The organism is Subtercola boreus, assembly GCF_003399645.1.
Lineage (GTDB): Bacteria > Actinomycetota > Actinomycetes > Actinomycetales > Microbacteriaceae > Subtercola > Subtercola boreus_A.
Genome location: NZ_NBXD01000016.1, coordinates 52,930 through 65,786, shown reverse-complemented (window position 1 = coordinate 65,786; position 12,857 = coordinate 52,930). Strand labels below are relative to the sequence as shown.

Sequence of the window (12,857 nt, the reverse complement as noted above, 5' to 3'; positions counted from 1 at the left end):
CGCGCGTGGCCGGGCTCATCAGACGGAACGATATCGACGAGGTGCGTTCGCGCGTCAACATCGCCGATGTGGTCGGGGAGTTCGTCACCCTGAAGAGTGCGGGCGTCGGGTCGATGAAGGGGCTGTGCCCGTTCCACGACGAGCGTTCCCCGAGTTTTCACGTGCGCCCCCAGGTCGGCTACTACCACTGCTTCGGCTGCGGCGAAGGGGGTGACGTGTTCTCCTTCCTGCAGAAGGTCGACCACGTCACCTTCAGCGAGGCCGTCGAACGTCTCGCCGCCGGTATCGGCTTCGAGTTGCACTACGAAGACGGCGGCCAGGCGAGCGACCACAGCAACCGCGCCCGGCTCCTCGCGGCGAATGAGGCGGCACGGGAGTGGTTCACCGAGCAACTCATGACCGACGGGGCGGATGCCGGGCGACAGTTCCTGGGCGAACGTGGCTTCGATGCGGCAGCCGCCGAACGCTTCGGCGTGGGCTACGCCCCCCAGGGCTGGGACAATCTCGGCAAACACCTGCGTTCCCGGGGATTCACGGCCGAGGAGCTCAGCGTCGCCGGCCTGACCAGCTCCGGTGATCGCGGCTCCTACGACCGATTCCGTGGGCGTCTCGTCTGGCCCATCCGTGACCAGACCGGCCAGACCGTCGGCTTCGGAGCCCGGCGTCTCTTCGACGATGACAAGGGGCCCAAATACCTCAACACCCCTGAGACGCCGGTGTACCACAAGTCCCAGGTGCTCTACGGGCTCGACCTGGCGAAGCGCGACATCTCCCGTGGACGGCAGGTCGTCGTCGTCGAGGGCTACACCGACGTCATGGCCTGCCATCTCGCGGGCGTGACGACGGCGGTCGCCACCTGCGGAACGGCGTTCGGCGTCGACCACATCAAGATCATCCGGCGCATTCTCGGAGACGACACCTCGGGCCTCGGCGAGGTGGTGTTCACCTTCGATCCGGATGCTGCGGGCCAGAAGGCCGCACTCCGCGCGTTCAGTGAAGAGCAGCGTTTCGAGGCGCAGACCTACGTCGCGGTGGCCCCCGACGGTCTCGACCCCTGCGACCTCCGGCTCAGCCGGGGAGATGATGCCGTTCGACGCCTCATCTCGTCGAAGAAGCCCATGTTCGAATTCGCGATCCGCCAGAAACTCTTGAACTACGACCTGAACACCGTCGAGGGACGAGCCGCGGGGCTTCGCGAAGCGGCACCGATCGTCTCCGACATCCGTGACCCGGCGCTTCGGCCCGGATACACCCGTGAACTCGCCGGGCTGCTCGGCATCGAGCTCGACGAGGCGACGCGGGCCGTCGAGGCGGCCAGGCGGCGGGAGGAGTCCGGGCAGCGCAACGCGGGCTCCGCGCGGGTGAGCACGCCGTCGTCGTCCTCTCCCGCCGGTTCGGGGCGCCCCGCAACCGCCGACCGCGGCCAGACCGGGTCGTTCGACCGTGCACCGATGAGCGCGGCGAGTCGAGGCCAGGGCGACGGATCCGATCGCACTCAGACGGGGCCACAGCACAGCCTCGGGCGACCGGGCCAGACGCTGTCGGGTTCGGCTCAGCCCGGTTCGGCTCAGCCCGGCTCGGCGCAGCCCGGTTCGGCGCAGTCCGGCTCGGCTCAGCCCGGCTCTCAGCGCGGCTCTGCCCATTCCGCCGACCCCGTTCCTGCCATTCCGTCCGTCTCGCTCACGCAGCTACCCGCGACGACGGCGGTTCGCCTCGAACGGGACGCGCTGATGGCGATGCTGCAGTACCCGAAGGTCGTCGGTCGCGAACTGCTGGCCCGGGCATCCGTCGTCGGGTTCAGCGATGCCTCCCTCGCCGCTGTCCGCAGTGCGATAGCGGCCTCGATCGACGACTACGAGCGGGCCGACTGGGTCGCCGTCATCGCGGGTGCCGTCGCACCGCAGTACGTCAGGCTCGTCGAGCAGCTCGCCGTGGCTCCGGTTCCCGAGCGACCCGAGCGGGAGCTCGATGTCTATCTCCGGCGTGTGACGTCATCGCTCATCGAGCGGCATCTCGTGCGTCGCAAGGCCGAGGTGCACGGCCGGCTGCAACGCACCGATTCGACAGCAGACCCCGAGGCGTACCGTTCCCTCAACCGCGAACTCATGCAGCTCGAGGCGGAGAGGCGCGCCATCCAGGCGGATTGAGCGCCGTAAGCTCGAGGCCATGAGTGAGCCCGTTCTGCTCGCGTCCGACGTGACGATCGAGTATCCCGCCCACAGCGTCAGCCCGGTGTACACGGCGGTGCGGGGCGTGAGCCTGCGCGTCGAGCCCGGCGAGATCGTCGGTGTCGTCGGTTCCAGCGGATCGGGCAAGTCCACCTTCGCGCACGTCGCCTCGGGCCAGAGCGGGTCGAGATCGGCTGAGGTCAACCCGCGCATCGTCGGCGGAGGGTTCCGGGTTCTCGGCTTCGACCTTCGCAAAGGTGTGCGCGGTCGCAAGTTCAACAGGCTCACGTACGGTGTCGGCTATCTGCCCCAGAGCTCGGGTGGCGGGTTCGCCCCGAACCTCACCGTCGCCGAACTCGTCGCCGAGCCGATCTTCTCGCGCGACAAGCGCTACAGCGAGAAGGAGGCCAGCCTCAAGGTCGCCATGCTGCTGGATGCTCTGCTGCTGCCTGTCTCAACGGCACGAAAGCTCCCGCACGAACTGTCGAACGGTCAGCGCCAGCGTGTCGCGATCGCACGGTCGCTCATCCTGGACCCGGTTTTTCTCGTCGCAGACGAGCCCACCGCCGGTGTTGACGTGTCCATCCGCGGCCCGATCATCGATGTCATCGTCGCGATGCAGCGGGAGCGGGGTGCGACTGCACTCATCGTGAGCCACGACCTCGAGGTGCTGAGACGATCGGTCGACCGCATCATCGTGCTGCACGAGGGGGTCGTCGTCGGCGCGGGTACGATCGATGATGTTCTGCGAGATCCGCGGCACCCCTACGTCACAGGCCTCGCACGATCGGTGGACCGATGAGTACCCCACGAAACGACCAGCCCGACGCTGCCGGCCCCCACGCCGGGCAGCACCGAGCCGTGCTCGCGGTCGATGCGACACCGCTGGCCGCCGACCGGCGTCCGGCCGCCGGGCCGATCGCCGTACTGCCGCGCCCGAAGAAGATCTTCGTCGACGCGATCACCGAGGCCGGGGGAGACGTTGCCGAGCTGTCGCCGGAGACCCGCGCGATCGTCTGGCTCGCCTCGGGATCGGGCAGTGATCTGTCGGCCGCACTCGACGCCAATCCGCAGGTGCAGTGGGTGCAGCTGCCCTGGGCGGGTGTCGATGCTTTCGCCGACCAGCTGAAGCAGCACGACCGCCCACAGCTGCTCTGGACGAGCGCGAAAGGCGCTTACGCCCAACCGGTCGCCGAGCATGCCCTGGCCCTCTCCCTGTCGTTGATGCGCGAGATCCCGACCCGTGTTCGCGCGACCTCGTGGGCGCGTCCGTCGGGTGAGTCACTCTACGGCCGCCACGTAGTCATCATCGGCGCAGGCGGTATCGCCGTCGAACTGCTCAACCTGCTCGCCCCGTTCGGCGTCTCGGTCACCGTCGTACGTCGAAGCGCCGATGCGGTGCCCGGAGCCGACCGCACCGTGGGAGCGGATGCTCTCGACGACGTGTTGCCCGAAGCCGACCTCGTCATCGTGGCGGCGGCAATGACCGATGGAACCCGTCATCTTTTCGGACCGAGCCAGTTCGCGCTGATGAAGTCGACTGCCTACATCGTGAACATCGCGCGAGGCGGACTCATCGACACCGACGCACTGGTCAACGCCCTCGCTTCGGGCGAGATCGCGGGTGCGGGCGTGGATGTCACCGATCCGGAGCCCCTGCCCGACGGGCATCCGCTCTGGTCGTCCCCGAACGCGATCATCACCCCGCACAGCGCTGACACACCCGAGATGACGGCGCCGCTGCTGGCAGCGCGCCTGCGGCAGAACGTGGCCGCGTTCCTGGGTGATGGGGCCTTCGCGGGAATCGTCGACCCGCAGGCGGGGTACTGAGAGAAGCGTCGATCAGGGCCCGTCGTGGGTTCTGTCATGTGAGGGCGCGGATACCCGCGGCCACGACCGCGGCGGCGATGACGACGACGATGAACGGCACCTTCAGCGTATAGAGCCCGGCCGCCACGAGCACGGCGGGCACCCGTGCATCCACGACGAGGTGCTGCCCGTTCCCTAACGTCTGCACGGCAATCAGCGCAGCGAGGAGCGCGACTGTCAGCAGATTGGCGACACGCGCTGGCGTAGGGCGTGAGATCAGTGCAGGCGGAATCACGTACCCGGTGAGTTTCAGAGCGAAGCACGCGATGGCCGCTGCGATGAGAACCTGCCAGAGCGTCACGATGGCATCCCCTCGATCGGTTCGATTTCGGCTGTGCCGCTTTCGCGATCGGCTCCGGATGCTGCGCCCAACCAGTTGGTCACACCGACGATCACGGCCACACTTGCTGCGATGATCACCGGCAGACCGGGCGTCACGAAGGGAGTGAGCGCCGCGGCGCCCACTCCGGCCGCCACGGCGACGGCCTGGGCCTGCAACTGCTTCAGCCGTGGCCACAGCAGGCCGAGAAACGCAGCCGCGGCCGCGGCATCGAGACCATAGGCGCTGACGTCGCCGATCAGGTCGCCGATGAGCGCACCGATCAGGGTGGTGATATTCCAGCCGACGAAGACGATCAGGCCCGTGAGCCAGAATCCGACCCGCTGTGCTCGCGGAGTCGACTGTGCGGCCGAGACAGCTACAGACTCATCAATCGTCAAGTGAGCGGCGCCAATTCGTTTCAACCAGCCGGATCCGACAACCGGAGACATGCGAAGTGCGTAGATGACGTTGCGTGAGCCGAGCAGGGTGGCGCTGGCGATCGCCGACGGCCCGGCCGCGATACCTCCTGCAGCAATCACACCCACGAGAGCGAATTGCGAACCACCCGTGAACATCACGAGGCTCATGAAACACGTCTGCCAGATATCCAGTCCAGCCGCCGTAGCGAGTGCTCCGAACGAGACTCCGTAGGCCGCAGTGGCAATTCCGACGGCGAGGCTGGCGCGCACGGCGGGCCTTGCTTCGTCCGCGTCGCTCACGCTTTCATTCTGCCAAAAACTCTCAGAAACTATTTTGGGAACTGGTCTGTTTGAGGGTGTTTTTGCTGAGGTAATGTCAGTGGTTGGTGTTTGACTGGAGTCATGAAACCACCCGCCACACCACCCGAAGTCGACACCGCGTCGGCGATTGTGGGGTGCGTGGATGCCCTCATCGGGTTGGGCGTACTCGACCCCGGATCGGGTGCCGGGGCTGCCGCGCCCATGGGGCTTGCCACTGGTGAGTTGATGGCTGGGGTGGTGCAGGTGGAGTACCTGGAACGGTTGGTCACATCGTTGCGTCTGCAGCTGGCGGGGGAGGTGGCTGAGAGGTGCAGACCCGAGCTCGGCGAGGACGGGTTGTCGAAGGCGTCGAACTTCACCACCCCGGCCGGGTTTTTGGCCGCGAACACCGGTACGAGCGAGCACACGGCGAAGAAGCTGATGAAGGTCGGTGGGGAGTTGCGGGTGACGATGTCGCTGTGTGGGCTGCCGAACCTGCCCGCGTTCTCCCACGTCGCGGAGGCGGTCGGGTTGGGTGCGATCGGTCTCGACGTGGCGACCGTGATCACGACCCGGCTCGGCCGGGTGGCGAAATGTACGGGGTTCACGGATGCTCTGATCGAGGCCGAAGCCCAGTTGGTGTCGTTGGCGCAAGAGTCGTTGGGGGGCCAGTGCTACTCGGCAGATGTCATCGACCGTTTCGCGGTGCGGATGATCGCGCACCTCGACCCCGACGGTGTCGAGCCCACCGAGGCGCAACTGCACGACAAACGCACCCTGACTTTGGTCACGGAGAAGACCGGGATGACGAAACTCACCGGCCTCCTGCCCCCGACCGCCGCCGGTCACTTGCGGGCAGCCCTTGAGCCGTTCACCAGCCCCCGCATCCCCACCTTCACCGACCCCACCGGCACCAGCACCGGCGCCGGCACCCACGACCTGACCGCCCCCGACGGCGACTCGGTCGACCCGCTGCTTCGTGACACCCGCACCAGGGGTCAGAAGCTCGCCGACGGTCTCCTGCAACTCGTCACCGCCGCAGCCGGCCTTCCGTCGATGCCGCGCCTGAACGGGGCCGCCCCCACCGTGAACGTGCACGCCACCCTCGACGACGTCATCTCCGGTCGCGGTATCGGTTGGATCGATGGTCTCACCGAACCCGTGCCCGCGAGCACGATCGAAACCCTGCTCTGCCACTCGGATGTCATCACGACTTTGTTCGGTGGCCAGGGTCAGGTGTTGCAGCACGGCAAAACGAAGCGCCTGTTCACCGCCGCGCAAAACCGTGCCCTCGCCGCCCGCGACGGCGGCTGCGTGTGGCCCTCCTGCGAAGCACCACCGTCCTGGTGCGAATCACACCACGTCGAGGGCTGGCAAACGAAAACCCACCAACCGGGCAAAACAGATCTCGACAACGGTGCCCTGCTCTGCCACTTCCACCACTCCCATGTGCACAAAACGAGGTGGAAGCTGGTGATGCGAAACGGAACCCCGCATTTGATACCCCCCGACTGGCTCGACTGGCGACAAACCCCCCGACCCTGCCAACAAAACCGCGCCCGCCCACTCCCACAAACCGGATAACCCCAACCCACACCCGGTCATTCGCAGCACACCGGCTCCCCGCCTCCATGCACCCGGCATCACGCTGCCGCGCACCGGGCATCCCTTTCTCGCGCACCCCAAATCCTCTATCACGCACACAGGAATCCGTCAGTGCACAATCCCGGCCATCCGACCCAGCCACCTCCCTGACGCCCCGAGCGCAGGCACCCAGCCATTGACCCAGCCATCCGCCCGACCCGCCCCATCCATTCCCGGCAAGCCCGCAGGGCGCGGCAGCGCAACCGCATTGCACACCTCCCCACGGAGTGTCCTACAAACACGCCAAACGATGCGCCCACCCCGCATCCGGGCATGAAAAAAGGCCGCCGGGGTGGAGCCCTGACGACCTTTTCGCTCCCCGACTTGGACTCGAACCAAGAACCTGCCGATTAACAGTCGGCTGCTCTGCCAATTGAGCTATCGAGGAATGCTGAAACAGCTTAGTTACGCTATCACGAAACATCTGAGGGCCGAATCGAACGGCTTGCGCCCGACCCTGCCCGCCGAAACGTGCAGCCAAAAGCATACCGCACCCCAGAGTGACGCCGATCCAGCAGGCCGCCCCACCCGGGTCGCGGGCAGCCGGCTGACCCGATGCTGACCCGGTTCATCCGCCGATTTAGGCCCCGCCCTCGAAAGTGTCGACCCCGGGCATCCACTTCTGGCCCGGTCCACCCCAGCTGCGCTTACGCGCGATCTTCCCCGCGGCCTTGGCGTACGAGAACTCGAGCCTGTCGACGTAGAGGTACCCGTCGAGGTGGTCGTACTCGTGCTGGAAGATCCGTGCCAACCAGCCCGACGCAGCTACCTCAAAGGGCTCGCCCGTCACGGTGAAAGCCCGCAGTAGAGCATCCGCCGACCTGACGAGTGGAAACCGTTCACCCGGAAAAGAGAGGCAACCCTCGGAGTCGAGGTCTTCGTCTGCCTCCTCGACGGGAGGGGGGCTCACAAGCAGCACGGGGTTCACCGCCGTGCCCGAGTGCACCACATCGTCGGTGTCGGTGTACTCATACACGAAGAGCCGGAGCCCGACACCCACCTGCGGTGCGGCGAGCCCGACACCGGGCGCCGCATGCATCGTGTCGACCATGTCGGCGACGAGAACACGCAGATCGTCGTCGAATGCAGTGATGGGAAGTGCGGGGGAGTGGAGCGCCGGATCGCCGAAGATCCGAATGGGAAGAACAGCCATGTCGTCAAGCCTATCCGCGCGCAAACCGCGATACTGTCGACGGGTGCCCCCCGAACTCGCCGCCGTCACCGAGCTCGCCTCGAATCCCATTCAGTCCATCGGCATCCCGATCGCCCTGATCGGTGCCGTCTTTCTGTCGTTCGGCGCACAGTTCCAGCACCGCGGGGTCAACAAGGTCGAGGCAGCGAGCCAGCAGGCCACCGGTGGGCTCGACGTCAAGCAGCTCCTGGCCCTGCTGGGTCGTCCCTCCTGGGTTCTCGGGTCGCTCATGCTGGCCCTGGCGATCGTCTTCCAGCTCACCAGCCTGAACTTCGCTCCGATCATCGTGGTGCAGCCGCTGGGAGCGATCGCCCTCGTCATCACGTCGATCCTCAACGCTCGGGTCACGCGAAGCAAGCTCAACCGGGCGTCCGTCATCTCCATCGTGATGTGCGTCGGAGGCGTCGCTCTCTTCGTTCTCATTGCGGCGTTCACCGCCGTCGACAAGCCCATTCAAGACCCTCAGCTCGTGACGATCGTCATCATCCTGGCCGTCGTGCTGGCCCTGTTCGTGACTCTGTTCGTGCTCTTCAGAAAGCGGATGCGAGCCGTCTCGTACATCGTCGGCGCCGGCGTGCTCTACGGCTTCGTCGCCACCCTCGCCAAGGTCGTCATCAGCCGACTGCAGCAGGGTGACTTCGAGTGGCTGACGTTCATCTGCCTGGTCGGTCTCCTCGCCTCCGCGGCCGCTGGAGCCTATTTCGTCCAGACGGCCTACGCATCGGGTCCACCCGACCTGGTGATCGCCGGATTGACCGTGATCGACCCGATGGTGGCGGTCGGTATCGGTATCGTGGTGCTCGGCGAGGCTCAGCTTGCCCCGCCGCTCGCTCTCGTCGGCTTCGTGCTGACGGGCATCCTGGCCGTTCTCGGTGTCTTCGGCCTCGCCCGCTACCACCCGCAGACCGGTCACTGACTGCGGTTACTAGGGTAGATTCTCCGAAAGACCGTTGTGGTGACAGATGTTCGACCTCCGCCCTCCCGAACCAGAAAGTTCTCACTTGCCAGCTCCTTCCGGCCCGTACCCTGCAGCTGCAGACGCCGTCCCCGCGAAGCCACTGAAGGTCGTCATCGGAGCAGACACGTTCTCTCCCAACGTGAACGGAAGTGCGCGCTTCTCGCAGCGGCTTGCATCCGGGTTGGCTGCCCGCGGACACGAAGTGCACGTCGTGGCACCGGCCGCCTCGCGCAAACACGGCACCTGGACGGAATCGTACGACGGCCAGGACATCACTGTTCACCGCCTGCGGAGCTTCCGCTGGTATCCGCACGACTGGCTGCGCTGGTCGGAGCCCTGGTTCATCAACAGGAACAGCGATCGCATTCTGGAACAGGTCGACCCCGATGTCGTGCACTTCCAGTCGCACATCATCGTCGGCCGCGGCCTCTCGATCGCCGCACGCAAGCGCAAGAACATACGCATCATCGGCACGAACCATTTCATGCCCGAGAACCTGCTCGAATTCACCCTGCTGCCGAAGTCGTGGCAGGAGAAGGCGGTCAGCATGGCCTGGCGGGCTGCCAAGCGCACCTTCGGGCGCGCCGACGTGGTCACGACCCCGACCCAGAGGGCGGCGGAGTTCCTCGAGAAGTCGACCGGTCTGGGCGGCGTGCTCGCCATCTCCTGCGGTATCGACGCCGACAACTACACGCCCAGCTTCGAGCCGCGCACGGGCAACCGAATCCTCTTCGTCGGGCGCGTCACAGGTGAGAAGCAGATCGACGTTCTCATCAGGGCAGTCGGCCTGCTACCGGCCGACCTCGACGTTCAGCTTGACATCGTCGGTGGCGGCGACCTGCTGAAGCACCTCGAGAACCTGTCGAAGACCCTCGGCCTCGAAGACCGCGTGCACTTCGCCGGCTATGTCACCGAGGAGGAGCTCCGCGCCGCCTACACGAACGCGACGATCTTCGGGATGCCGTCGGTCGCCGAGTTGCAGAGCATCGCGACGATGGAGGCGATGGCCTCAGGCCTGCCGATCGTCGCCGCTGACGCCATGGCGCTACCGCATCTCGTGAAAGACGGCAAGAACGGCTTTCTCTTCGCGCCCGGCGACTCCCAGCAGATGGCCGACCGGCTCGAATTCCTGCTGCGCCTGCCCCAGGAGAAGCTCGACGAGTTCAAGCACGCCTCACTCAAACTCATCGAGAAGCACGACCTGCAGCGCACGATCGTGACTTTCGAGCGCCTCTACCGGGGTGCAAACGACGTGGATGCCGCGGCGATCGACGAGACGATGGCGGCAGAGTCGCTGAACACGTCATCGATGCGCATCATCGACCTGCCCACGGAGTGAACCCCGTGCGGTGGGGCGTGCGTGCCGTGTGACGCGTGAGTCGGTGGGGCGTGCGGGACTTGAACCCGCGACCGACGGATTATGAGTCCGCTGCTCTAACCAGCTGAGCTAACGCCCCGCGCGGCCGACGCCGTGACGCTGCCGCTGGTCAACGATACCTCGTGGCGAGCGTCACCCGTGGACGACGCTCGCAGTGGCGCCACCCAGCCAACGTTTGCATGGACTTGCGACAGAATTCAGAACAATTCGGTTGCAAGAGGTGATTTTTTGTCACTGACTGTTGACGTGCGTCAGCGCACCGGTTAGCGTTTCTACGGCTCGACTCGCAACCGGGTCTTAGGGGCGCTGTGCCGGCACGCTTGCGCTGCCACCGTTGCAATTTGGGGTACCTTCCATGTCAGAACCGAATACGTTCAGCAACCTCCCACCGGCTCGTCCGGTGAGCTATCACACTCACGACATCGCGGTGCGGGGCGGTTGCCTGCGCGTCGGCGAGTGGCGTCCACAGGGTCCATGGGCCGAAGAAGCACCCGTCGTGGTGGCGCTGCACTGCATGGAGGGCGCCCACCTCGTCTGGGCGTCTCTCGCCGCCGCGCTTCCCGAGGTGCGCATCATCGCCCCAGACCTCCGTGGTCGCGGCAGAAGCGCCGGGCTGCCCGGTCCGTTCGGAATCGACCAGCACGCCACCGACATTCTCACGGTGATGGATGCCCTCCAGTTGTCAGGCGTCACTCTCGTCGGTCATTCGCTGGGCGCCTTTGCAGCTGTCGCGGCCCTGCAGGCCCGGCGGGAGAGCTTCACCCGGGCCGTACTCGTCGACGGCGGACTACCGCTCACCGTACCGCTGACGTGCGATCCCGCCGATCTGCTCGAGACCGTTCTCGGCAGGCGGGCGGCGGGGCTCGAGCTGGTGTTCTCCAGCCCGGCGACCCATCGGCGATTCCGACAGATGCACCCGGCATTCGCGCGGGACTGGAGCCCGGAGCTCGACACCTACGTCGACTATCTGCTCGACGAGACACTCGGCGCCGACGCCGAGATCGAGTACCGACCGATCGCCTCCCAGGCCGCCCTGAGTATCGACGCCCGCGAGCTCAGTGGCAGTACGGCGCTCTGGGAGCGGCTACGGGAGGTGGATGACGCGGCCGTTCTGCTGACTGCACCGCGTGGTCTGCTCAATGAGGCGCCGGGTGTCTACAGCGTCCGCGAGCTCGAGATCGCCCGGCGCGAATGGCCCGGGCTGAACCACCGCCTGGTGGCCCACGTTAACCACTACACGATCATCACGTCGAGGCGGGGCGCTGCGGCTATCGCCACCGAGGTGCGGCGGGGGTTCGAGCGAGTTCAGGAGCCCGAAGTGCCCCGCCGCGAGGCCAGCTGACGTCTCGCACAGCTGGGCGATGCAGGTGCCAGGTCAGCTCGCGGCGCCTCGCAGGGTGCCGGTCGTCTTTCCGTTGGGGTCGCCCAGTACGCAGATGACGGTACGGTCGCCGCTGCCCCAGGAGGTCTCGGTCGGGACGTATTCGGTGAACGCCAGGATCGACTGGTCGTAACTCACCCCGACGAAGGAGTCGAACTGGTTCCTGCACCCGGTTTCGGCAGCATCGCCGACCGGGCCCGTTCCGGGGAATGCTTCGGCATCGGGGAGGTCGAACTCGTAGTAGACCTCGAGGTCGTGGGCGGTGGCGCAGTCGACCGTCGGTACTTCTGAGACATGGGTGTCTGTGCCATCGTTCAGGCAGTCGCCGACCGCCAGCGCGAACACGTCACCGGTCTGCTCAACGGATGGTGCCGAGACCGTCGGGCGCGGGGTCGGGTCTTGGGCACGGGCGGTTGGTGCTCCCGTCGACAGTGGCACGTCGTTCGAGGCGCTGGAGCACCCCGCCAGCAACAGAACCGTGCACACGGCAGGTACGACGAGGAGGAATGCGGTGAGTCGTGAGATGGTCATGGTCGCTCCAGGGAGGCAGGCGGCATCCGAGCCGCAGGCTGACAGATACATGAAGCATACTCATATAAGCCGCAAGGAGCGAGAATCTGTCAACTGCGCGCAACCGGCCGGCGCCCACGACGGGGTCGGTCACTCGACAGGGCGCGGGTGAGAAGCGTTCCCGACATCCACCGCTGCTCGACCTCGCCAAGCCATCGGAGGGCCGCCTCCGTGAGCTGGCGGCGAGCAGACTCGGCGAGGTCGTGGGGTTCGGAAGGGGTGCATTCCGGGCTGCGACTCCACACAGTGCGATAACTGCCCAGCAGCCGCAACGGATCAGCACCGGGCAGCGTGCACGCGAGAAGGATGTGTTCGACCATCTCCTCCCAGGCGGGCTCTCCTTCCGGTGCGCCGGCGAGCCACGTTCCGGCCTCGAGCCGGCCCGCGGTTGTCAGCTCATAGAAGGGGAGTCGCGCTACCGCCGTTCCGGGCGGAACGGAGCCGTCGAGGTCAGCAGAAACGGGCTCGACGAGGCCTGCCTCGACAAGTCGGGTCAGTGTCGCGTAGATCTGCCCGACATTGATCCTGCCGAGACGGGAGGTGCGTGCCTCGATCTCCGAATGCACCTGCAGTCCGTAGGCCGGCCCCAGGGTGAGCAGCGCCAGGATGCTCGACCTCACCGACACGCGACCACGACCCTTCTCGTTCGAATGAGC

The 12,857-nt window shown here is 66.3% G+C and carries 12 protein-coding genes and 2 tRNA genes; 7 read left to right on the top strand and 7 right to left on the bottom strand.

The features are described from left to right. Positions 1-5 precede the first annotated feature (5 nt). Genes dnaG through B7R24_RS08595 form a run of 3 tightly spaced genes read left to right on the top strand, consistent with a single transcriptional unit; the run spans position 6 to position 3,998 of the window. A complete protein-coding gene (gene dnaG / locus B7R24_RS08605) occupies positions 6-2,147 on the top strand; it encodes a DNA primase (protein WP_147304002.1) in 2,142 nt (713 codons plus the stop codon). 19 nt (positions 2,148-2,166) lie between these two features. Continuing rightward, entirely contained in the window at positions 2,167-2,970 is an 804-nt protein-coding gene (locus B7R24_RS08600; RefSeq protein ID WP_253259357.1) for an ATP-binding cassette domain-containing protein, read from the top strand. Further along, positions 2,967-3,998 carry a D-isomer specific 2-hydroxyacid dehydrogenase family protein gene (locus B7R24_RS08595; RefSeq protein ID WP_116418564.1) on the top strand — a complete coding sequence of 344 codons (1,032 nt, stop codon included), beginning with the start codon at positions 2,967-2,969 and terminating at the stop codon, positions 3,996-3,998. The genes B7R24_RS08600 and B7R24_RS08595 overlap by 4 nt, the downstream gene beginning before the upstream one ends. A 34-nt stretch (positions 3,999-4,032) precedes the next feature. Here the strand turns inward: B7R24_RS08595 and B7R24_RS08590 are convergent, their stop codons facing one another. Both B7R24_RS08590 and B7R24_RS08585 read right to left on the bottom strand, forming a co-directional pair. After that, the gene (locus B7R24_RS08590) at positions 4,033-4,338 is read right to left on the bottom strand and encodes an AzlD domain-containing protein (RefSeq protein ID WP_116418563.1); all 306 of its coding nucleotides are present in this window, start codon (positions 4,336-4,338) and stop codon (positions 4,033-4,035) included. Continuing rightward, complete coding sequence (locus B7R24_RS08585) at positions 4,335-5,078, bottom strand: AzlC family ABC transporter permease (protein ID WP_116418562.1); 744 nt, start codon at positions 5,076-5,078, stop codon at positions 4,335-4,337. The genes B7R24_RS08590 and B7R24_RS08585 overlap by 4 nt, the downstream gene beginning before the upstream one ends. Before the next feature lie 102 nt (positions 5,079-5,180). Between B7R24_RS08585 and B7R24_RS08580 the strand changes: the two genes are divergently transcribed. Continuing rightward, positions 5,181-6,662, top strand: coding sequence for an HNH endonuclease signature motif containing protein (locus B7R24_RS08580; RefSeq protein WP_116418561.1), 1,482 nt, complete (start codon positions 5,181-5,183; stop codon positions 6,660-6,662). A gap of 375 nt (positions 6,663-7,037) precedes the next feature. Here the strand turns inward: B7R24_RS08580 and B7R24_RS08575 are convergent. Both B7R24_RS08575 and def read right to left on the bottom strand, forming a co-directional pair. Then, positions 7,038-7,110: transfer RNA gene (locus B7R24_RS08575), tRNA-Asn, on the bottom strand. 192 nt (positions 7,111-7,302) lie between these two features. Next, positions 7,303-7,875, bottom strand: coding sequence for a peptide deformylase (gene def, locus B7R24_RS08570; protein ID WP_116418560.1), 573 nt, complete (start codon positions 7,873-7,875; stop codon positions 7,303-7,305). A gap of 43 nt (positions 7,876-7,918) precedes the next feature. Here def and B7R24_RS08565 point away from each other — a divergent pair, with 43 nt between their 5' ends. After that, positions 7,919-8,830, top strand: a complete 912-nt coding sequence (locus B7R24_RS08565; protein ID WP_253259356.1) for a DMT family transporter — start codon at positions 7,919-7,921, stop codon at positions 8,828-8,830. An 85-nt stretch (positions 8,831-8,915) separates the two neighbouring features. Continuing rightward, entirely contained in the window at positions 8,916-10,211 is a 1,296-nt protein-coding gene (locus B7R24_RS08560; protein ID WP_253259355.1) for a glycosyltransferase, read from the top strand. A 44-nt stretch (positions 10,212-10,255) separates the two neighbouring features. Here the strand turns inward: B7R24_RS08560 and B7R24_RS08555 are convergent. After that, positions 10,256-10,329: transfer RNA gene (locus B7R24_RS08555), tRNA-Ile, on the bottom strand. 276 nt (positions 10,330-10,605) lie between these two features. Here B7R24_RS08555 and B7R24_RS08550 point away from each other — a divergent pair. After that, on the top strand, positions 10,606-11,592 hold the full coding sequence (locus B7R24_RS08550) for an alpha/beta fold hydrolase (RefSeq protein ID WP_116418557.1): 987 nt from the start codon (positions 10,606-10,608) through the stop codon (positions 11,590-11,592). Between the two features lie 33 nt (positions 11,593-11,625). Here the strand turns inward: B7R24_RS08550 and B7R24_RS08545 are convergent, their stop codons facing one another. Next, positions 11,626-12,162: a septum formation family protein gene (locus B7R24_RS08545; protein ID WP_172582755.1), complete on the bottom strand. Its 537-nt coding sequence runs from the start codon at positions 12,160-12,162 to the stop codon at positions 11,626-11,628. An 89-nt stretch (positions 12,163-12,251) separates the two neighbouring features. Beyond that, positions 12,252-12,827: a PadR family transcriptional regulator gene (locus B7R24_RS08540; protein WP_116418555.1), complete on the bottom strand. Its 576-nt coding sequence runs from the start codon at positions 12,825-12,827 to the stop codon at positions 12,252-12,254. Positions 12,828-12,857: the final 30 nt, after the last annotated feature.

Coding starts and splice junctions, on each gene's coding strand:
- B7R24_RS08580 (WP_116418561.1), top strand. CDS start 5,181: ATGAAACCACCCGCCACACCACCCGAAGTCGACACCGCGTCGGCGATT.
- B7R24_RS08545 (WP_172582755.1), bottom strand. CDS start 12,162: ATGACCATCTCACGACTCACCGCATTCCTCCTCGTCGTACCTGCCGTG.
- B7R24_RS08600 (WP_253259357.1), top strand. CDS start 2,167: ATGAGTGAGCCCGTTCTGCTCGCGTCCGACGTGACGATCGAGTATCCC.
- B7R24_RS08595 (WP_116418564.1), top strand. CDS start 2,967: ATGAGTACCCCACGAAACGACCAGCCCGACGCTGCCGGCCCCCACGCC.
- def (WP_116418560.1), bottom strand. CDS start 7,875: ATGGCTGTTCTTCCCATTCGGATCTTCGGCGATCCGGCGCTCCACTCC.
- B7R24_RS08550 (WP_116418557.1), top strand. CDS start 10,606: ATGTCAGAACCGAATACGTTCAGCAACCTCCCACCGGCTCGTCCGGTG.